We start from the raw sequence: 20,682 nt of genomic DNA, 5'->3' as shown, positions 1-20,682 counted from the left end.
AGCAGCCTCAGACGGCCGGTGAAACCATCGGCTGCGACCGCAAATCAGGAGCGTAGAGGTGACTAATCCCGATAAACCGGATCATCAGGCAGAACGGGTGCCAGAACGAAATCTCGTAAGGGCGTCCGTTGGTAAATAACTGCACAAATAGCATGATGAAGAAGTACGCCAGAAAAATGGAAAGTGTATCGGTATTGTCACGCATCGTTTTCAGGCTGTAAAAAAGACACGAGAAACAGAAGGCCGCAAATGTTACAAAACCGAGAATGCCGTGATTAATCAACGCTTCCATAAGCGGTACATCAAGGTAGGTCGATTTATACCCCTGACCGGTGATGACAACATGGAGGTGCCCTTCCAAAATGTTACTCAGGTATTGAAAACTAGTGGCCCGATTTCCCGCCGACGCATCGAATGTGGCAGTAAACTGATTCTGGACTTTAATCCCCAGCAGGGCGTACACGTTTTCCATGTTTCGTTCAATAAAGGCCACCGCGTATCCGTACAGAATGGCAATCAAGTCGGCGTTGCGCTGCATGAACACGCTAAGCCCGACAAAGGCAACACCAATCAAAACCAGCGAGGCCGGACGAAACAACCCCCGAATAACCTGTTTGATCTGGCGCGGCCGGACGTTGAAGACAAAAAACAGGCCAATAATCAGAATCAGGGCCACAATGCTGGAGCGGGTTTGGGTCATGACCAGAATGCCCATCCCGAACACGCAGGCGAAAAACGACAGAATCCGGCCAAAAAAACCGGTGCTTGGCTGGAAAGCCCAGATGGCACAGGCAACGACGCTCATCAGGGCATTTCTGGCAAAAACGTGGGGGTTCCCCGTTCGGTATTCGCCCTCGCCAAACTGAATGGCTGCCCGTTGACCGATGCTCCAGGTGGGGTCGGTCAGGAGCGCATACACGAGCGCCAGGTTGGAAACTACGGTGAACGCGACGGTTATCGGAATAAATACCTTGATAATCTCATTGGGGATATTTACCAGCAAAAACAGGAACAGAACCACATAGATGTAGTAAATCGTGTCCATGGTCGCATCTTTAAACCATTGATCGCGAAAGAACGCCATGTGGAAAATAATCACGGCAAAAAAAAGTAACGCCTGTTTTAGTAGGGTCGTATTGAGCCGGTATAACTTGTACAGGAAATGAAAGGGGATCATCATAATGAATCCCAGAGCCAGAAAAGCCGCCGTAAAGGCTGTACTGCCAGGTGCCAGGCGTAGCGTTTCTTTAAAAAAGAAAATCAGGGGATAGCCGTCGATAACAATCATAATACCGACCACATACCGCATTAAATTCAGGTTGCGCCACGAAAATAATTCTGATAAGGACAGCATACGTTCTGGGATTTCAACGGTCTCAACCTTTTTAATGATTTAGTCTAACCGCTTTTCCAATTGGATTTTTTTGATACTCGTACAAATATAACGAAAAGTCCAGAGATGGCAGTGTGGAGCGAAACATCGAATACTAAATAACCATTCGAAGCTTTACGCCATCTTTCGGGGAACGTCAACGGTTTCGATAAATCTGACCGTTTGCCGTAACGTTTCGACGGCGTCTTTGCGCCAGCCCCGCAACGGTGGTTTATACGGTTGCTGGCCGTAAGCCGGAAGAACGCTTTGGAGTAACCAGTTTTTCTCTCCTTGTTGAACCCGGTTCTGGTAGGCGCGTAAAAGCTTTTTTACAGCCGGAAACGCCGACAGCCGAACCCGCGTCTGGGCCTGAAAGAAACCTTCCTGGTCGGCCAAACCTTTGAAGTTCAGAAATACCGGCGGGTTGTTCTCCGAAACTGGCCGTTCGTGTAGATTCCAGATTCCCACGTGCCAAGCCGGATTCTTAACAATCGTAACACCTTCAAACAATCCCGGCGTCAGGACCAGCCAGATTTGGTCCGTATACATGGCTTCACAAGGTCGGACAAAAGCTCGCTCCGGAACCCGGCTGCCCCACCAGTCCAGAAACCGGGTGGTTTCTGCACACCGGCGCAGGCCCAGAAAATCGGAACTGTACAAGCCAATATTCTGTACATATTTTTCATCCGGAAACGCCTTGTCCACCAGTTGCTTGAGCAAATGTGGCGTCAACAGCAGCGTTGCCTTCGTGTAGCGAGCCGATAAATCCGTTAGGGGCTGGTACAGATATACCGACGGATCGAGATAAATCAGCCAGTCGCTTTTGACCCGGTTTTGGTACAAGTGTTTAATGAACAACGGTTTACAGGCCGCCACAAACTCCGCCGGGGTGTATTGCTGCGAAAGCTGATCGCGGTCGGGCAGCGGTAGTTCGTCCAGCATGAGGAGCGGATACGGACACTGAAAACCGGCTGGCAGACGGCTGGCATCGTCACAAAGGCCGATGGTGAAGGAATCGGCGGGGTGATGGCGCTGCAAACTTTCGCCCAGTGCAAAAGCCTGGGGAAGTTGCCGAATTGTGCAAACCGTTAAAAACGTGTTCATCGTGTGGTTATTCAAGTAAATCGCCAACAGCCGCCAGATACGGCGCGTATCCGTTCGCATCCTGGTCGGCATAGCGATGGTAATTTCCGGTCACTAATTCTTTTAGTACTGGCCCAAGGCGTGCAAACCGGCTGCCGGGCATGGTGCTTCGCCGTTTGTAGTGAGTTAGGCGTCGGTCAAACTGCCGGATCCCGGGCGTCGGCACCGGAACCCGTTCGCGAAGTAAGTGATACAATTGATTCAACTGCTGGTATTTTTGTACCAATGGTTCCAGTTTTTCACTATGTGGCCGCGAAAACCGATCTTTCAGGCGCACCGCCTTTCCGGCTTCCGGCGGGCGGGTACCCACCTGCTGCTTTTCATGGGTTCGGTACCGGATCAGCGGTTTCTCGTAAAAATCAACTGTGCCTTTGGCGGCAGCCACCAGGGCCATCCAGCCGTCATAAATGTAATTCGGCAGTGTGGGAATGGGCAGCAAATCGGCCAGGAACCGGCGACGCATCGCCGATGTACAGCCCATCACCCGGTTGCCATCCAGCAACACTTCTATCGCTTCACCCCGGCGCCAGCGTTCCCGAATGGGCTCCGTGAACCGGACCGTATCCCAGAATAAACGACCGGTATCCGCCAGGTTCGCATCGGCAATGCGGGCGTTGGTAAACACCAGATCAGTGTCCGGATGCTGAAGCAAATACATTGTCAGAGTCTCCAGTTTTTCGGGGAGCCAGGCGTCATCCTGATCGCAGATGAACAGAAAATCGCCGGTGCAGAGCGAAAGGGCTTTTTCAAAATTCTTGTTGTAACCGAGCCGGTTTTCGTTCTTGATCAGCCGGGTCGGAAAAGGAGCCTGCGCGGCAAATCGTTTCAGAATCTCGGACGTCTGGTCGGTAGAGTCATCGTCGCACACCACCAGTTCGTCGGGCAACCGGGTTTGGGTCAGCAGGCTTTGCAACTGGGTGTCGAGGTAAGCGGCTCCGTTATACGTACAAAGCGCCACCGAAACCGTCGGTTGGGTCAGATCAGATGGTGTAGCCATACGATGCAAAGATAGGACGCCAATACTCGGTTCCGTGGATATTCCAGGCATGACAACCAAAGGGCAACCGGCCCTGATTGTAAACCTGAATCGCGCGTTCGGGGTAAAATTCGACCGAAAACCGCAGTGCCGTCCGGAAGTCCGGCACCTTCAATACCGGGAAATACCGGTTGACCTCGATGCCCCAGAAAACGTCCTCGTTGTACTGGTGGGCGTGTATTTTTTCGTAATTGGCGATCTTGTTCTGAAAGAAACGAATCCAGCGCAGCAGTGAGGGAACACGCCGGAGCGAAAAACCGCCGTTGCCGACGCCGTTCAGCGAGGTAATTTCGCGGGGAGTTACGCCATCTTCTTTTTTCAAATCGAACAACAAAGCAACCTTTTTCTTGATGTTGAACACGGTTTCGTCGCGCCAGCCGGTAAAGTCGCGGTCGCGGAGCCAGGGTGCACCGATGTATTCGTAGCCCTTCCGGCACCAGTCGGTCAGTTCATCCCGAAAGACAAACGCGTCGAGCTGGTAAATCAGCATGTATTCAAACGCCGTGAACGCCCGGTAAAATTCTTCCGACAACATCAGCCGGTTGTAGGTCTGCACATCCCGAAAGTAGGCGCTGTCAAAAGATTGAATCCGAAGCTGGGGGTAAGGTGTGGTCAGGTAAGACACATCCAGCGACTGCGGTTTGACCAGAATGATCGGATAATGCTCCAAAACCCGCAAACACTGCGTCAGCGCGATCTGCTCGTAGTCCGTTAGTGACTTCTGATACACGGGAATGACGACACAGGCAGAGGGCATATTAGTATATAGGATTCAGTTTATGGTTTTCGGGGGCAGTTTATCGTTTAGAGTTTAAAGTTGGTGTAACCAGGTGTCTGAGTTTACACTATAAACTTTAAACAATAAACCATATACTGCTTTATTATTTTTCGAGGGCCGAAATTAGCGCATTGAGCGGAGATTTCAGCGCCCGGCGGACTTTCTGGTAATACAGCATCTTCGGCGGTTTGATGTAAAAGCACGGATAGGTGCGGTACGTTTCGTTGTGATTATTAAGCAGACACTGCCGGTAATGCTCAAAGAGCGGCACCAGATCCGGGCGGGCGTCGAACGTAAACCGGTTCTGGTATTTCGAAATTTCCTGCGGTTTATGAATGCCGTAGCCGCTGTAGTGAAAAAACTGCAAATCGACGGTTTCGTTGATCCGCCATACCCCATCTTTCTGTGAAAATTGGCGTTCGTGCAGGTTCCAGTAGGCGGCATTGTAGCCCGGATGCTTCTCAATCCAGACCTTATCATAATAGATTGGGGCGAAATTGACCCAGTGCTGATCGACGAACAGGCCGTTGCAGAGGTCGATCCGGCACTCGTTCACCAGGCGTTTTTTCCACCACTGCACAAACCGGTTCGATTCTTCGGTTTTCTGTAAGCCGATAAAGCCCAGGTTGAAGGTGCCGGTGTTGAGGTGATTCAACTCGTTGGGAATCAGCCAGTCGTCGATGGGTTGGCAAATGTGGGGCGTCAACACCAGGTTATACTCGCCCAGATGCTTTTTTAGTTGGGTAAGGGGTTGAAAAACAATAATATCCGGGTCAAAATAAATGACTTCGGTGGCGTCCGGGTAGTTTCGGAAAAAGTAGTCGATGTAGAACGGTTTGACGGCGGTATTCAATTCCGTAATATCATACCGGTCGCACATGCCCGCAAAATCTTCAATCTCGATCTGATCCACTTCCAACATCGGGTAGTCGGGCAGGAGCGAAGCGGGCAAATTGGCCTGATCCAGCTTGTCGACCAGCCCGATGACATACTGCCAGTCGGGATTGGTTTGCCGCAGCGAATCGCCCAGCGTACGGGCTTGGGCCAGGTAATTGATGGAACAGATGGTGAACGCTAACGTCATGCCGCTGATTTTGAATACATAAAATACCGCTTTAGCTGGTTGATCGGCTTCTCGATCAGGAACCACGACAGGGAGGCCACGATCATGAGCAGCACAAAACTACTGACGAGGTGAATCCATGGATTATGGAGTGAAATCGGCGAAAATCGGCTCAGTTTGTTCAGCACAGTTCCCGTCAAGTGGCCCGATACGATCATGTGATAGAGATACAGGCCGTAACTGATTTTGCCCATGTAAATCAAGGCCGGGTTCATGAGGATCCGTCCCATCAGGCCCCGAAAACCCAGGCTGGCGTGAACGACGAAATAAAGCGACAACACTGCCAGGACTGTTCGTTGGAATGTTTTGAAAAAGCTCGTGCCGGGCTGTATCAGGATAAAGATGAAACCGGCCAGTGCCAGTAAGGTAGCCCAGAGCACCTGTCTTTTAAACGCCGGTATCTGTTCTGGCTGCTCCACGACGACATAACTCCACAACGCCCCGATGCCGAACGCATCCAGGCAAGTGGGGGTCAAGACGCCTTGCGAATTGCCGTTAAACGCCCACCACAACCGACTGCCCAAACCAAGGAGAATAGTGAAAATGATGACAATCCGAAGCTGCGCGCGCGGAGTCAGCAGAATGACCGACGGCCAGACGATGTAAAACTGTTCTTCCACCGACAGCGACCAGAGGGGCGAAAGCAGGTCGGCCCAGTTGCCGGTCTGGTGGAGCAGAATGTTGTAGCCGTAGAGGTAGTAATAAGCCGGGTGGTTGCTGATGTCTGACGTTTCAGGCAGAAACCGGTACACGAATGTGATGAACAGGTAATAAATCGGGAAAATACGCAGCGCCCGCCGAATAATGAAATTCTTGTAAACCTCTGAATGCGTTGTACGGCCCGTAAGTATCTGATTGCGGTTTTGGATCAGGATTTGGGTAATGAGAAAACCGCTGAGCACAAAAAACAACGTGACACCAATGGACCCGTTGGGTAATTGATTGATCAGTGTATCCTGCGGAATCCAGTGAAAAATCAGGACAAACGTCACGGCAAAGGCCCGTAATGCATCTAGTTGGGGCAAATGGCCGGCCGGTTTACTCACACTCATATCAAATTGCAGTTGTGGTCAATTGGTCGACAATGGCCATAAACGAATCCATGCTTCGGTCGGAAGAATGCCGTTCGATGACTTTCCGACGGAGTGTCTGGCCCATCGCCCGGCGTTGGGTAGCATCTTCAATCAGCGCACCGATTCGGCTGGCCATCGCAACAGTATCCAGGTACGGCACCACATAACCACCATCGGTTTCGACCAGTTCGGGCGCTCCGCCCGCGTGCTCAAAACAAACCACCGGCGTCTCACTCAAAGCGGCTTCCAGCACCACGAGCGGGTAGGGGTCTTCGCGCGAACAAAGTGCAAATATATCAAAACGGGTGGTATACCGGAAAACCTCGGGTGTCGGCTCAATGAGCAGGACGCGGTCGCTCAACCCGGCTTTTTGTAAATCCAGCATGAGGTCTTCGTACAGGTGGTTGCGCGGCATTCCGACCCAGACAAAATAAACCGGCCGTTCGGAATGGTCGTTAATGACCTGACGGGCCAGCACATTGAACAGGTCGTTGCCTTTGCGCCACTCGGCATTGCCGCAGCCGCCGATGATCAGGGCGTTGGCCGGAATCCCGTGCTGAAGCATCACATCGGGTAGCTGACGAGCCTGCTCAATTTTCTGCAACAGCGCCGGAATGTCGATAAGCTGGAACGTACTGATCTGCGCCGGGTCAAAACCGTACATGTCAACATAATGCCGGGCGACGGCTTTCGAAACCGCAATCAGCCGGTCGGTGTGGTCGAGCATAAACCGCAGGTGGTCGGGCTGCGTGTACATGCGAATCGACATTTCCAACTCGTGCACGAACAGAATGACCGGCAACCGTGCGACCAGCGGCTGAATCTGCCGGTACAGCCGGGAGTTCGTAATGGTGTTGACCATCACCAGGCCAATATTCTGCGCCCGGAGTTCGTCTTCAAAAATTTGCCAGCGCCGGTTTTCCTCGCGCCGGTGCAACCACGGGCCGATCCGCAGCAGGTACAGCAGTTTGTCGATCCGGCGGCCAAAGAGCTTTTCAACGGGCCGGGGCCAGACCGAAACGGTCGTCAGTTGGCGGTATTCGGCTTCCAGCGGACCACCGTCGCCCAGCAGCAGGTGGGTCGGCACATTCCGTTGTTTCAGCATGTGCAGCATCTGCAACAACACCAACTGGGCACCCGCCCGGTTGGCATCGTGGCCGATGAGAAGGATCTTTTTCAATAGACTTTGTGGCTTGGCATTGGTTTTTTCTCGGCCGGATTGCCGATGTAGACCCCCCAGGGTTCGGTGGATTTGGTTACCGCCGACGCCATACCGACCAATGTCCCTTCGGCAATCGTCAGGTAGTCGCGGATGGTGCTGTTGACCCCGAAAAACGAATACGACTCGACTACACAGTGGCCCGACAGCACGACGTGGGAGGTAAAAAAGACGTGATCCTTAATTTGACCGTGGTGACCGATGTGATTCCCGCTCCACAACACAACGTTGTTGCCGATGGTCGTGAACGGCTGAATGGTATTGTCTTCGAGAATGAAGCAATTTTCACCGATGGGGTTATTAAAAAGCGTCGCTTTGGAACTGACATACGAAATGAACTCGTAGCCTTTGGCCTTGGCTTCGAGGTAGACTTTTTCGCGGTTCCGGTTCATTTTTCGACCGGTCATGGGCGCGAAAAACCGGAATTCCTGCGGAGGATAAATGGCTTCAACGTCTTCAAACGCGACTACCGGCAAGCCCCGAAATTCGGTTTCTTTCAAATACTCCCGGTTTACAGTAAACGCCACCACCTCGTGCTTCGAATCGTGCGTGAGGTAAAAATGGGCCAGTTCGGCCGTATCCAGCACTCCAAAAATGACAACTTTAGACATGGCGAAAATAAATGAGTGAATGCGTGAATGATAGAATGAGTGAATAGCTCCGCAGGGAGCAGAAAATGGCGGAGCTATTCACTCATTCTATCATTCACGCATTCACAATTAAACAAGTTCATACGCATCGAGCATCTGCTGTACAGCCGGGACATCGTTGAACATCAGCACGTCGGCGATGGAAAGCCAGGGCACGAACTCGTTTTTGAACTGCGGGTATTCTACCCGTTTTGATTGAATGAAAAACAGTTCGATGCCTTCGCTGGCAAACCGCTGCCGGTCGTACAGTTCCTGCCCGCCGATCGGGTTGATGTAGCGACTGGCCTTTTCCCGCAAACAAATGTCCAGAATCCGTTCCTGGGCCTTCAAGTCGTCGTTGCCGTATACCGTCGACGACGGCACGATTTCCGTCCGGATGCCGAGGTAATCGTTCAGCTCTCGGAGGCTGCCTTCCACCAGTTCGGCAATCGTCCGGACCTCCAAGTTTACGATTTTTTCCAGCAAGGGATAAACCGTTGTGTAAAAAGGCGCTTTCCGGTACGCCTGCTCGATGGTTTTCAGCAATTTGGCGCGCCATTTCGGATCATCGCCCAGTTCTACCTCGCGGATACGCTTGTTTTGGCTGGCGTCCTTCAATGGTACGGTGAACAGGTGATCTTTCCCGTTCACCAACAGCCGGTTACGATTGATCCAGCCCCGGTTGATGAAGGCCACATCGTCGTATAAAATGAACTTATCGACGGCCTTCACAAGCTGGAGATACCCGATGTACGGCAGGAAATAAGGCTGCATGATGGCGATAGTCATATTCGTAAGCCGTCCTACTTCAGTTTGCGTAAATAATAATCTTCGCCCGGTACAATCAGGCCTTTCATTGTCGTGTCGGTGCCCAGCCGCATGTCGCCCGGTTGCGGTTTGATCACGTTTTTCGAGAAAAACAGGTAATCGGCTTCTTTCGGAATCGGCCGAACGCCCTGTTCGAACGGATTGATCGGAATGAGTCGCCGGGACAGGTGTTTACCGTAAAGCGGGTATTCGAAGTCGTCGTTGATGGTTCCCAGCGCCACCGTGGCGTTTTCGGGGACCAGTTCGTCAAAGCGTTTGTACGGAACGTAGCTGTCCGGCCGGAACATCATCTGGAAGTACATGCGCTCGGTGTTGAACGCCGACGGACGTCCGTACGCCGGAAAGGGCAGGCAGCGTTCGTTCAGGAAAACCGCAAATAACGCTGAAAGGCAACCGACAGCAACAACCAGACCCACGTAAGCTTTGAGCACCATTCGACCCGGTTTTTCGAGTTTAAACCAACGGTTGGTGAATAAGAGGGGCAGAAAAAGCGAACCCATCAACCCGGTTTCGATGAAATATCGTCCTTTAAATGGATCGTAGGGGGCCGAGTAGGAGAGCGCCAGAAAATGCAGTACAAAGGCAACAGCCAGGAAAAAATGAACCCGTGACCGCATCAGACCCAGCAGCGACAGCAACACCAACGGCAGAATCAGGGCAAAACCAATGATGCCCCAGTACGGATTGGCATTGTAAAACTCAAACCGGCGGGCAAACGAAAAAGGTTGAATGGAAAAGTCGGTTTCTTCGTCGAGCCTTAGTTTGGTCACCTCCTCCAGCTTGACCAACGGTTTGCGCATGGCTTGGTTCAGGTCAAGGCCCCACTGGGTGTTGCGCAGGCCGTCGAGGTTGATGTGGTCGTAGCCGTAACGAATGACGTTGCGGGTGCCCTGCTCGAACAGGTTTGGCAGGGATCCGGCGCGTTCGACCGACTGGTGTTTCAAGGCCGTCGGCGGACCAATCGGGTGACCGAACACCTCAATATTTTTGAGATACCCCGTCGGCAGCATGAATAGGCAGACGCCGATGAGGATGGCCGGGGTCAGGTATTTCAGCCGGTTCAGGAAAACCGACACGTTCGGCGACCAGAAAACCGTGTAGACCATGACCATAAAAACCGACGGCAGCAGGAGCGTAAACGTGACCTTGTGGCCGTAAGCAATGCCAAACGCCATGCCCGTCAGGTACAGATACCGAATGTCGCGGGTTTCGTAAAAAGCAAACAGGAAATAGAATAGAGTCCCCAGGTACGCCGTCAGGACGATATCAGTTTCGGTTGAGATGGCCTGCATCAGAAAATCCGGCAGCATGGCGTAACACAGGGCGGCAAAAAAGGCGGCTGTCAGGTTGCGGCTGATCATACGGCTGATGCCAAAAACCGCCACAATGGCCATCCAGTACGAAGTCTGGTGAATGAGTTTGAAGGCATTTTCAAACCGGCCCGTAATCAGGTACGAATAAATCTGGATCGTGCAGACGCTCTTCGGGTAGGTGTCCATGTTCCAGTTGGTACCGCCGAAATGCCGCATGGTGCCGCGCTGGATGTATTGCATCACGCGGTTGAGGTGGCCCGTCATGCTGTCCCATTCGTTGGGTGGGGTAAACAGAATCAGCAGCAGGTTAGTCACGGCAATGACGCCCAGTGTTGCCAGCAGCGCCGTAAACACCACTTTCAGGAACGGATTCAGTGCTTTGTACCAGTCGCCAAATGCCAGGCGGTTTTCCCAGATCAGCCGGTTGACCGACCAGGTACGTCGCTCGATGAGTTTACCAAAAACCAGCCGGAAAACGGTGGCGGTGATGAACACCGAAACCGCCCAGGCCGGGGTGCTGGCCGTCAGCCGAAAATAAGACAGGCAAAAACCGGTGAAGATGATGCTTCCTGCGAACAGCAGGAAGCAAACCAGCAGCCATTCGGGCAGCGACCGCCGACTGATACCGGTTGCCGTGTTGCCGATGTAAAACACAAACAGGACAAACGTGAGCAGGTAAAAGAAGGACATGGCGGGAGGAATGATGAGTTATGAATGATGAATTATAGCGCTGCGTCAACTAACCGCGCGGGCGGCCCCGTCATAATTCATCATTCATAACTCATCATTTCAATTACACGTTTTGGTTGACGATGGTGATGATTTGGTCGATGATTTCAATTTCCAGATCGGGGTACATCGGTAGGCAAAGCGCGCGCAGGGCGATGTCTTCCGAAATGGGGCAGGGCTGGTACGATTTCAGGAACGGGAGCTGGTTCAGGGACGGATAGAAATACCGCCGGGGGAAAATCTGAACCGCTTCAAGGGCCGCTTTGACTTCCAGCAATTTGGCTTCCGACTCCATCACCACCGGGTAATAGGCGTAGTTGTACTCCACACCCGGTCGCAACGTCGGACGTTCCAGCCTGGAAAGATCCAGTTTGGCGTCATACAGTGCAAACCGTTCCTGACGGGCCGTGATCAGATCCGGCACCCGGGGCAGGTTGCAGAGACCCATGGCCGCGTGGATTTCGGAGTTCTTGCCGTTGACCCCCATGTCGAAATAGTCGTCGAACCGGTGTCCGAAACTGCGGTACAAGTGAATCTTCTCAGCCACGACCGGGTCTTTGCAGGTGACCAGGCCGCCCTCGACAGTATGAAACACCTTCGTGGCGTGGAAGCTGCACGTACTCACGTCGCCGTAAGCCAGGGCCGACAGACCGTTGTAGCGGGTTCCGAATGTGTGGGCCCCGTCGTAGATGACTTTCAGGTTGTATTTGTCGGCAATGGCCTGAATTTCTTCCACCCGGCAGACATTTCCGTACACGTGCGTGGCCAGAATGGCTTCCGTGTTTTCAGTAATCAGCGGTTCAATTTTGGCCGGATCAATCGTGAAGTCATCCGGAAGAATATCGGCAAAAACCGGGGTGCAATTTTCCCACAGAATGACGTTGGAACTGGCGCAGTAGGAAAATGGCGTTGTGATGATCTCCTTACTTAGCCCCAGAGCCTTGATGGCCATCTGTAAGACAATGGTTCCGTTGCCGCAGAATAGCAGGTTATCAATGCCCAGATAGGTTTTCAGCCCAGCTTCGAGCTGGCGGACAAGCGGACCATTGTTGGTCAGGTGGACGCGTTCCCAGATTCCCTCCAGGTACTTGACGTATTCTTCGAGGGGGGGGAGGTATGATTTGGTTACGTTAATCATTCAGAATGTTTTCTTCCATCATTTCGGCGTGGAACTGGAGTTGCGGGCGTACGAAACCGGGCCACTTGCCATACCAGGCGACACCGTCACGGTAATCCGCAATGTCAAAGATAAGGCCTTCTTCCAAATTGAACAGGGGCGTCACGGTATCTTTTACGATCATCATCGAAACGTTGTACGTACCGTCATTGAGGAAATTGCCGGGAACCAGGCATTCGCCCGAAATCAATCCTTTCCCAAACGGCCGGGACTGTGTACCGACGTTGAAAATCACCTCTCCGGTCATGGAATTCAGGTGCAGGCTCAGGTTGAGGTTCGCATGGTCCATCAGGTTCCAGAACTCAAACCGGATACGGAAGGGTGTCCGGACATCAAGATGAAGCTGGTTGTCAAGTAATTCGGGTAAAATCTCAATTTTTTTCACTCGCACCAGATCGTTCCCCGGCGCTTCTTCCGGTGTATTCCATTCCCGAATCAACCGGGTTTTGGAAACTTTGCTCAAATACGAAGCGATCACCTGATTGGTTTCGCCCTGCTCGATCAACTGGCCGCGTTCGAAATACAGCGTCCGGTTGCAGAGGGCCTGCACCGCTGTCATGTTGTGGCTGACGAACAGGATGGTGCGACCGTTGGAGGCCACATCCCGCATTTTGCCGAGGCATTTTTTCTGAAATTCGGCATCCCCGACGGCCAGCACCTCATCGATAATCATAATTTCCGGGTCGAGGTGGGCGGCAATGGCAAAACCCAGCCGGACGTACATCCCCGATGAATACCGTTTAACGGGAGTGTCGAGGAATTTCTCAATCCCGCCAAAGGCCACAATTTCATCAAATTGTCGACGAATCTCTTCCCGCGTCATACCGAGAATCGCGCCGTTGAGGAAAATGTTTTCGCGTCCGGTCAGTTCGGGGTGAAAACCGGTTCCGACTTCGAGCAAGCTGGCTACCCGGCCCCGGATGTGAATGCTGCCGTGGGTCGGTTCGGTAATGCGGCTCAGGATTTTGAGCAGGGTGGATTTTCCGGCTCCGTTATGGCCGACGATACCGATGCGGTCGCCCTGCTCGATGGAAAAACTCACATCGCGCAGCGCCCAGAAGTCTTCGTGTTCGATATGCTCTCGTTCCGGGTCCTGCTTGCCACCAAAGAACTTACTGATTTGCTCAGTCACCGCATCTTTGATACTGCCGCTACCCTTGCCGCGTTTGTGATCGATGATGTATCGTTTGCTAATGCCTTCTGCTGTAATGACCGCCATGGCTTGCCAGGTTGCAGGTTGTTGTTCGGTTGGGTACGCGTTGAGGTGCTAGGTACGACCAAAACCGGTAACAAACAACCTTTTGTTAGATATCGTCTACAAAGGTATTCTCCCGCTTCCGGAAAAAATACAGGGAGATGATCAGGAACACACCGACGACCAGGACGGAGTTAATCACACTGTTGGGGTTAAAAAAAGCGTTTTCACCCAGCAAAGACCACTTAAAGCCATCGATAATACCCACCATCGGGTTTAGGTAGTAAAGTGGATACCACCATTCGCTGGCGTTTTCCTGCACGAGCCGACTGCTGTAGGCTATCGGACAGGCATAAAAACCGATCTGAACGATAAATGGAATAAGTTGGCCGATGTCCCGGAAGCGTACATTCAACACCGCAAAGATAAGACCAAACGCAAAGGATGCCAGTAACGCCAGGATGATAAAAACCGGAAGGAACAGAATGTGCCAGTCGGGCCAGAATTGGTACCAGATGGCCAGCACAATGAACAAACCCAGTGATACCAGAAAATCAATAAAGCTAACGATGGACGAGCTCAGCGGCATGATCAACCGGGGAAAGTATACTTTCGTGACCAGGTTGGCATTGGTGGTAATGCTGGTGCTGATTTGGGTAAAGGCATTGGAGAAAAACGTCCAGATGGTCAGACCGGCCAGAATCATCAGTGGATACGGAATACCGGGATCCCCTTTCAATTTGGCAACTTTGCTGAAGACGAAGAACATGATCAGCATTGTAATCAGCGGACGAATCAGACTCCAGGAGGTTCCAAGGATGGTCTGTTTGTAGCGGACCGATACGTCCCGCATCGATAAAATATATAGCAGTTCCCGGTTTCTCCACAAATCGCGCCAGTAATTCTTCTCTGACCGGCCTGGTTCAATAACCACTTCGTGTGTTTTCACAACTGTACTTTAGGTAGAATGAACAATGAATAGTGAACAATGAACAGTGAACGATGAAGGGCTGAGTTATCCAAACAGGCAGGTGTCAGCTTTTCATTGTTCACTATTCATTGTTCATTAACGAACTAGCTTTGCATGATGCTCTGATAGGTCTGTTTCAGGAAGACAATGATGATGCCTAACATCAACCCGAGCACCAGTCCTGCCTGCATGGCGTACGGTTCGTGGGATTCTTTATACAATGGCAGCGCGACGGGTTCAACAATCGTAAACAACGGCGCTTCCTTGATCAGGCTGAGTTTCAGGTTGTCTACGCTTTGTACGGCTGCATAATACAATTGCTGAAGAAAGGTGGAGTTACGCGTCAGTTTCGACTGTTGCAATTGCCCTTCGGCCACCACAATTTGTTGATTTTGATCCATATACCGGGCCAGCCGGGCGTCATTACCACTTAACACAGTCGCTAATGAATCGCGCCGATATTCCATCAATTTCAACATCTCATCGGTTTTCTTATTCTGCTTCTCGGTATAGTCTTCCTGCACGGTTTCCAGCAGTACGTTTACCCAGATCGCGGCCAGACGTTCGAAATGCAAGCCGGTTTTTAACGTCAGGAACGACGATTTCCGGTCGAGCTGCGCAATGCTGGTTTCGCCCTTGATCCGGTTAAAGACATCATCCAGCGCCTGGGTTTCCAACCGGGTAAAATCCTTCGGATTTTTTCCGGGAACAAACCGAAAGTTGCGCAAGGTGTCATTTTCTTCCCATTCATCATCCCGAATCCCGCTGTGCCAGATATAATAGTTGATCATCAGATCCTTGTGCTTCGAATTGGCAATGGGCTTAAGCAGACTGGTCGAAGTTGTGTCGACTTCCTTCAGCAACGACCGCGTGATGATCGGGCGGGAAACTACGTAATACAGAAAGTTTTCCCCGGTAAAGATGTTGGCATCCGGAGCGCCGGCCGACAGCCCGAACATGCTGGCCAGGCCCCCCAGATCGCCCATACCACCCGATGCGGAACCTCCGCCGAGGTTGAACGTAATCCAGGCGGTATAAGTGGGGCGCTTGTCGAGGTTTAAATCGACGAAAAAGCCGATGATCGCGCAGACAACTATGCAGGCAGCTACCAGTTTCCAGCTTCGCAATAACTGGTTTTTGAACAATACCACCCGGTTCACCACTTCCTTGGGCGAAATCTGATCGGGCGGGAGCTGGTTTTTACCGGTATTTCTTGAATCGATGGTTTCCATAAGCTCACAAATGAGATCGAATTTAACGAAGTGCTCTGAAGGCTAATACGGCTGTGATTAAGGTCATTACTGAACCTACAATTCCGGTGGTGCTTTGAATGATTTGTAAGGGCGTTAGTTCCCCTTTGGTAGATTGAGGAACAATAATTTCTGAGCCAGGTTCAACGCGGGGATAGACATTGAAAAAGGCAAACCGGCGCGTCCGATCGGCTGATCCATTGGCGTAAACCACATAGGCCCGTTTGCGGGCTGAACGGCTGGTAAAACCACCCGCCTGTGAAATATAATCCTGAAACGATTGGCCCCGGCGGTATTTAGCCGTAGTCGGCGACAACACTTCGCCCCCCACGCGCACCGTTTCCAGTTGCTTCGGAATGCGTAAAATGTCGCCCGGTTGCAGAATCATGTCTTCGAGTGATCCCGGATTGTTCAGAATTTTCCGCAGGCTGATGCCAATCTGTTGCTCTTTGCCTTCCTGAACAACATTTTCTTTCACAACCGCATTTGGGCTGTCGTCGGCCAATTCTGTAATTGCTTGCTGGCGCATCTGTAATTCCGCTTCACTGAGTTGAATCGTCCGGACCAGCGTGGCCCCTTCTACATAAGCAAACGGAGAAAGCCCCCCCGCCATTTTAACCAGGTCCGAAATTCGCTGATCTTTGGTAATAATCGGATACTCTCCCGGAATCAGTACTTCCCCGTCAACATTAACAAACGTTTGTTCCTGGTAATTCGGTGACCGACGGACAATTACCTGATCATACGGGAACAACGCAAACTTGCTGTCGGTTGGCTTTATGCTCAGATCGCGGTCGACATTGAACCGGAAAATTTCGGACACCTGGGCGGTTTTTGAGGTAATGTCGACATCTTTTTTCCGCCGGACTACTTCAATTTGAGCGGCTGCGGCTGATTCTTTTAATCCGCCCGCCCGCAGAATCAGGTCTTCCAGCGTCATATTGGCCACATACGGGGTCGATTCAATGGGCGTGATCACTTCCCCAACAATACTGATATTGGCAAATTCGGCCATTTCGAACCGCGACGGAATAATCACCTGGTCTTCACGTTTGAGTTCGATGTCCGGTTCAGTACCGTTCATGATGTTGGTCAGGTTCAGCGAGATGTTTTCAATGGCCATATCTTCGCGGGTCCGGACAATCTGAATCCGGCCGGTGAAGGCTTCTCCTTTCAATCCTTCGGCACTGGTTATCAGTTGCTTCAGGGTTTTGTTCTGATCCAGCGAGTAAACGCCAGGCCGGAAAACCGCCCCCTGAATACCGACCTGGTTCTCGTAGCGTGCCAGAACCGCTTCGACCACAACCTGGTCGCCATCGGTCAGCGCAAAGGTCGGAAAGTCGGATTCCACCACATCAATTACCTTCAGTTCCCGGTTGGTAAACCGGGTCACCTTGACCCGGGCTTTGTAGGCATTGCTGGTAAAACCGCCGGCCAGTTCAAGCAACCGGCTCATGGTTTCGCCAGGTAACAACTCAAAAATGTTGTTTCGCCGGGTCGAACCGTTGATTTCGACGTGATTTTTGAACGTCGAAAACCGGACGTTGTCGTTATCCTGCAAACGAATATCGTTGCGCTGAATACCGGTTACGAGCAGATCATATAAATCCAGTGTGGCCACCACGCGGTTATTCCGAATCACCTGTACGGACCGGAAAGATCCGATTTCATTCGGGCCGCCCGCCTGATAAATGACGTTCAGTGCAGTGGAAAGAGACGATACCGTGTAGGTGCCGGGGCGGATGGCTTCGCCTGTTACCGTAACCCGGATGCTGCGAATATCGCCGAGCGTTACCACCATGTAGGTGTTGGCGGGGCCGTACGGGCCACTTTTCAAGCCGACATAAATTTTCGATAGTCGGTCCAGGATTCGGCTCCGGGCCTGTTCGATGGTCAAACCCGAGACATGAATCGGGCCGACGCGTGGAATGTAAATAAATCCGTCGGGATTGACCGTTGTCGGATAAGTAGCTTCGGAAAACCCGTAAATGTTAATGTTCAGTTCGTCGTTCGGCCCGACGACGTACCCTTTCGGGGTGGCGATGTTCAGGTTCGGCTGAAAAAGGCTCTGGTTAGCCGGGTCGTTGAAAAGCTGATACCCGTATAATTTCCGGCGCTGAGCGGCCAGTTCGCGTTCGCGGAGCCGATCCTGCTGGCTTTGGAGGCTGTCCGGGTCCGAAAGGAGATCGTCGGTGGCATTCGCACTTTGCCCGTCCGGAGCGTTTTGCTGACCCGGCTGATTGTTGCTGGTTTGGCCGGTTACGCCCCGACCCTGCTGGTTGGTACCTTGTTGCCCGGGGCCTTGTTGCGTGGTGCCCGTAGTTCCCCGGGTGCCTTGCTGGGTCGCTCCGGATTGCTGACTACGGGGACTGGTTCCGGTCTGGCCCGGAATCTGACTGGCCGGGGCCTGCGTCTGGCCGGGGCGGGGAACACCGGCGGGTAGAGTAGAGGGGGCCGTTGTGGGAGCTGACGGGGCCTGGATAACCTGAGCTACGGCATTCAGACTCGTACAGACCAGTAAAGTACCCAGAATGGTTTTGTGGATAAATTGCATCGAAGAGAAGGCGGAAATTTTTAAGCTAAAACGATGGAAATGTGGAGATTTTTGCATATTTTTAAGAAAGTATACGGCCATCCTTGGGCGATCAATCTCGTTTGCTTTTGTTTGCTGCCTGGAGTAAATCGGGTATTGTTGTAATATAACGCACTTTGCGCTACAAAGTAAACGAACTTTTACTACTTTTTAAACAATTTCTTTTTAAAGGGTAAAATTTCATATTTTGCGAACATTCAGGAAATGGGCCTGCTCAGTTGCTATGCTCAAAAACAGTTGTTTTTACCCAGTGCTGACTTATTAATTCGTTCAAATAGTACATGACAGACAGTAATCAACAATACACGGAAGACAGTATTCGATCGCTTGACTGGCGGGAACACATCCGGCTGCGGCCCGGTATGTACATCGGAAAGTTGGGCGATGGCTCGGCCGCCGACGACGGTATTTACGTCCTGCTCAAGGAGGTCATCGACAATTGCATCGACGAACACGTCATGGGGAACGGCAAGGTGATTGAGATTAAAGTGTCGGATCACCGCGTCGAAGTTCGGGATTACGGGCGGGGTATTCCGCTGGGAAAAGTGGTGGATGTGGTTTCTAAAATCAATACCGGCGGCAAGTACGACTCAGGGGCCTTTCAGAAATCGGTCGGGTTGAATGGGGTCGGGACAAAAGCTGTCAACGCGCTTTCGACGTTCTTCCGGGTCCAGTCGTATCGTGACGGCAAAACCGTCTGGGCCGAATTTGAACGGGGTGTTTTGGTGCGTCAGGAAGAAAGCACGAGCAGCCAGCGCAACGGTACGGCGGTGGTTTTTGAGCCGGATAATACGGTTTTCAAGAATTTCCATTTCATCCCGCAGTTTCTGGAAAACATGATCTGGAATTACTGCTACCTGAATGCCGGTCTGACGATTAGTTTCAACGGGCAGAAGTTTGTCTCCCAAAACGGCCTGCTTGATCTGTTGCGGAATAAAACCGACGAGGAAGCGTTGCGGTACCCGATCATTCACCTCAAAGGGAGCGATATTGAAATTGCACTGACGCACGGCAACCAGTACGGTGAGGAATACTACTCGTTTGTCAACGGCCAGTATACGACCCAGGGCGGAACGCACCTGGCAGCTTTGCGCGAAGCCATCGTAAAAACCGTTCGTGAATACTACAAGAAAGAATATGATGCCGCCGACATTCGGGCTTCGATTATCGGCGCCATCAGTGTCCGGGTGCAGGAGCCGGTTTTCGAATCGCAGACGAAAACCAAACTGGGATCGATCAACATGGCGCCGGACGAAAATAGTCCCTCGGTGCGGTCATTTGTGGTGGATTTTGTGAAAAACCAACTCGATGACTTCTTGCACATGCACACTGAGACCCGGGAAGCACTCAAGAAACGGATTGAACAGTCGGAACGGGAGCGGAAAGAACTGGCCGGGATTAAAAAACTGGCGAATGAACGGGCCAAGAAAGCGAACCTCCACAACAAAAAACTGCGCGACTGCCGGGTTCACCTGCCGGATAGTAAGGCGGAGGACCGGTACAACACAACGTTGTTCATCACCGAGGGAGATTCGGCCAGCGGGTCCATCACAAAATCCCGGAATGTGTCGACGCAGGCGGTTTTCAGTCTACGCGGAAAACCGCTGAACTGCTTCGGCCTGACGAAGAAGGTCGTGTACGAAAACGAAGAATTTAACCTCCTGCAACACGCTCTCGACATTGAAGACGGGCTGGACGGACTACGCTACAACCGCATCGTGATTGCCACCGATGCCGACGTGGATGGGATGCACATCCGGTTGCTGATGATGACGTTTTTCCTGCAGTATTTTCCGGATCTGGTTCGGAACGGTCACCTGTATATCCTGGAAACACCCTTGTTCCGGGTTCGAAATCCGAAAAATCACAAGGAAACGATTTATTGCTATTCGGAAGAAGAAAAGCAGCGGGCCATCGATAAATTGACAAAAGGGGGTAAAAAAGTGGAGATTACCCGCTTTAAAGGATTGGGTGAGATCTCGCCGGAGGAGTTCGGTCTGTTTATCGGTGAAAACATGCGGCTCGAACCGGTGATCATGGAAAAGGAAACCTCCATCCCGAAACTGCTCAGTTATTACATGGGCAAAAACACGCCCGACCGCCAACGCTTCATCATCGACAACCTCCGGATCGAGAAGGATCTGGAAGAAGTAGCCCTGGTTTTGAATTAAGAGTTAAGAGTGAAGAGTTAAGAGTTGGCTGACGCATTCAATTCCATTGAGGCAGCGCAACTCATAACTCATAACTCATAACT

The 20,682-nt window shown here is 51.9% G+C and carries 16 protein-coding genes; 1 reads left to right on the top strand and 15 read right to left on the bottom strand.

All coding sequences use genetic code 11. From position 1 onward, the window contains the following. Positions 1-7: 7 nt before the first annotated feature. From ACO2Q8_RS17645 to ACO2Q8_RS17575, 15 genes are all read right to left on the bottom strand, one after another. On the bottom strand, positions 8-1,354 hold the full coding sequence (locus ACO2Q8_RS17645; protein WP_423346167.1) for an O-antigen ligase family protein: 1,347 nt from the start codon (positions 1,352-1,354) through the stop codon (positions 8-10). 153 nt (positions 1,355-1,507) lie between these two features. Further along, on the bottom strand, positions 1,508-2,476 hold the full coding sequence (locus ACO2Q8_RS17640; RefSeq protein WP_423346166.1) for a hypothetical protein: 969 nt from the start codon (positions 2,474-2,476) through the stop codon (positions 1,508-1,510). 7 nt (positions 2,477-2,483) lie between these two features. Continuing rightward, positions 2,484-3,512: a glycosyltransferase family 2 protein gene (locus ACO2Q8_RS17635; RefSeq protein ID WP_423346165.1), complete on the bottom strand. Its 1,029-nt coding sequence runs from the start codon at positions 3,510-3,512 to the stop codon at positions 2,484-2,486. Beyond that, the gene (locus ACO2Q8_RS17630; protein WP_423346164.1) at positions 3,496-4,308 is read right to left on the bottom strand and encodes a DUF5672 family protein; all 813 of its coding nucleotides are present in this window, start codon (positions 4,306-4,308) and stop codon (positions 3,496-3,498) included. The genes ACO2Q8_RS17635 and ACO2Q8_RS17630 overlap by 17 nt, the downstream gene beginning before the upstream one ends. Before the next feature lie 124 nt (positions 4,309-4,432). Beyond that, a complete protein-coding gene (locus tag ACO2Q8_RS17625; protein WP_423346163.1) occupies positions 4,433-5,413 on the bottom strand; it encodes a glycosyl transferase in 981 nt (326 codons plus the stop codon). Then, positions 5,410-6,477 carry an acyltransferase family protein gene (locus ACO2Q8_RS17620; protein WP_423346162.1) on the bottom strand — a complete coding sequence of 356 codons (1,068 nt, stop codon included), beginning with the start codon at positions 6,475-6,477 and terminating at the stop codon, positions 5,410-5,412. Before ACO2Q8_RS17620 ends, ACO2Q8_RS17625 begins: the two co-directional genes overlap by 4 nt. Before the next feature lie 28 nt (positions 6,478-6,505). Further along, positions 6,506-7,705 carry a glycosyltransferase family 4 protein gene (locus ACO2Q8_RS17615; RefSeq protein WP_423346161.1) on the bottom strand — a complete coding sequence of 400 codons (1,200 nt, stop codon included), beginning with the start codon at positions 7,703-7,705 and terminating at the stop codon, positions 6,506-6,508. Next, complete coding sequence (locus ACO2Q8_RS17610; RefSeq protein ID WP_423346160.1) at positions 7,702-8,355, bottom strand: acetyltransferase; 654 nt, start codon at positions 8,353-8,355, stop codon at positions 7,702-7,704. Before ACO2Q8_RS17610 ends, ACO2Q8_RS17615 begins: the two co-directional genes overlap by 4 nt. A gap of 108 nt (positions 8,356-8,463) precedes the next feature. After that, complete coding sequence (locus tag ACO2Q8_RS17605; protein WP_423346159.1) at positions 8,464-9,162, bottom strand: WbqC family protein; 699 nt, start codon at positions 9,160-9,162, stop codon at positions 8,464-8,466. A 14-nt stretch (positions 9,163-9,176) separates the two neighbouring features. Continuing rightward, positions 9,177-11,204, bottom strand: a complete 2,028-nt coding sequence (locus tag ACO2Q8_RS17600) for an ArnT family glycosyltransferase (RefSeq protein WP_423346158.1) — start codon at positions 11,202-11,204, stop codon at positions 9,177-9,179. 103 nt (positions 11,205-11,307) lie between these two features. Beyond that, positions 11,308-12,381 (bottom strand): DegT/DnrJ/EryC1/StrS family aminotransferase, encoded by a 1,074-nt coding sequence (locus ACO2Q8_RS17595; protein ID WP_423346157.1) that lies wholly within the window; start codon positions 12,379-12,381, stop codon positions 11,308-11,310. Further along, positions 12,374-13,639 (bottom strand): ABC transporter ATP-binding protein, encoded by a 1,266-nt coding sequence (locus ACO2Q8_RS17590; RefSeq protein WP_423346156.1) that lies wholly within the window; start codon positions 13,637-13,639, stop codon positions 12,374-12,376. Before ACO2Q8_RS17590 ends, ACO2Q8_RS17595 begins: the two co-directional genes overlap by 8 nt. Positions 13,640-13,724: 85 nt before the next feature. After that, positions 13,725-14,564 carry an ABC transporter permease gene (locus ACO2Q8_RS17585; RefSeq protein ID WP_423346155.1) on the bottom strand — a complete coding sequence of 280 codons (840 nt, stop codon included), beginning with the start codon at positions 14,562-14,564 and terminating at the stop codon, positions 13,725-13,727. A gap of 125 nt (positions 14,565-14,689) precedes the next feature. Beyond that, the gene (locus ACO2Q8_RS17580; RefSeq protein WP_423346154.1) at positions 14,690-15,817 is read right to left on the bottom strand and encodes a hypothetical protein; all 1,128 of its coding nucleotides are present in this window, start codon (positions 15,815-15,817) and stop codon (positions 14,690-14,692) included. A gap of 22 nt (positions 15,818-15,839) precedes the next feature. Further along, the gene (locus ACO2Q8_RS17575) at positions 15,840-18,389 is read right to left on the bottom strand and encodes an SLBB domain-containing protein (RefSeq protein ID WP_423346153.1); all 2,550 of its coding nucleotides are present in this window, start codon (positions 18,387-18,389) and stop codon (positions 15,840-15,842) included. Between the two features lie 320 nt (positions 18,390-18,709). Between ACO2Q8_RS17575 and ACO2Q8_RS17570 the strand changes: the two genes are divergently transcribed. Continuing rightward, complete coding sequence (locus ACO2Q8_RS17570; RefSeq protein WP_423346152.1) at positions 18,710-20,599, top strand: DNA topoisomerase IV subunit B; 1,890 nt, start codon at positions 18,710-18,712, stop codon at positions 20,597-20,599. Positions 20,600-20,682 lie beyond the last annotated feature (83 nt).

The sequence above is a fragment of the Larkinella sp. VNQ87 genome, from assembly GCF_049445795.1.
GTDB lineage: Bacteria > Bacteroidota > Bacteroidia > Cytophagales > Spirosomataceae > Larkinella.
Note: the sequence above shows the minus strand (reverse complement) of the source record. Positions and strands in the feature narration are given on the sequence as shown.

Coding starts and splice junctions, on each gene's coding strand:
- ACO2Q8_RS17645 (WP_423346167.1), bottom strand. CDS start 1,354: ATGCTGTCCTTATCAGAATTATTTTCGTGGCGCAACCTGAATTTAATG.
- ACO2Q8_RS17640 (WP_423346166.1), bottom strand. CDS start 2,476: ATGAACACGTTTTTAACGGTTTGCACAATTCGGCAACTTCCCCAGGCT.
- ACO2Q8_RS17635 (WP_423346165.1), bottom strand. CDS start 3,512: ATGGCTACACCATCTGATCTGACCCAACCGACGGTTTCGGTGGCGCTT.
- ACO2Q8_RS17630 (WP_423346164.1), bottom strand. CDS start 4,308: ATGCCCTCTGCCTGTGTCGTCATTCCCGTGTATCAGAAGTCACTAACG.
- ACO2Q8_RS17625 (WP_423346163.1), bottom strand. CDS start 5,413: ATGACGTTAGCGTTCACCATCTGTTCCATCAATTACCTGGCCCAAGCC.
- ACO2Q8_RS17610 (WP_423346160.1), bottom strand. CDS start 8,355: ATGTCTAAAGTTGTCATTTTTGGAGTGCTGGATACGGCCGAACTGGCC.
- ACO2Q8_RS17605 (WP_423346159.1), bottom strand. CDS start 9,162: ATGACTATCGCCATCATGCAGCCTTATTTCCTGCCGTACATCGGGTAT.
- ACO2Q8_RS17600 (WP_423346158.1), bottom strand. CDS start 11,204: ATGTCCTTCTTTTACCTGCTCACGTTTGTCCTGTTTGTGTTTTACATC.
- ACO2Q8_RS17595 (WP_423346157.1), bottom strand. CDS start 12,381: ATGATTAACGTAACCAAATCATACCTCCCCCCCCTCGAAGAATACGTC.
- ACO2Q8_RS17590 (WP_423346156.1), bottom strand. CDS start 13,639: ATGGCGGTCATTACAGCAGAAGGCATTAGCAAACGATACATCATCGAT.
- ACO2Q8_RS17580 (WP_423346154.1), bottom strand. CDS start 15,817: ATGGAAACCATCGATTCAAGAAATACCGGTAAAAACCAGCTCCCGCCC.
- ACO2Q8_RS17575 (WP_423346153.1), bottom strand. CDS start 18,389: ATGCAATTTATCCACAAAACCATTCTGGGTACTTTACTGGTCTGTACG.
- ACO2Q8_RS17570 (WP_423346152.1), top strand. CDS start 18,710: ATGACAGACAGTAATCAACAATACACGGAAGACAGTATTCGATCGCTT.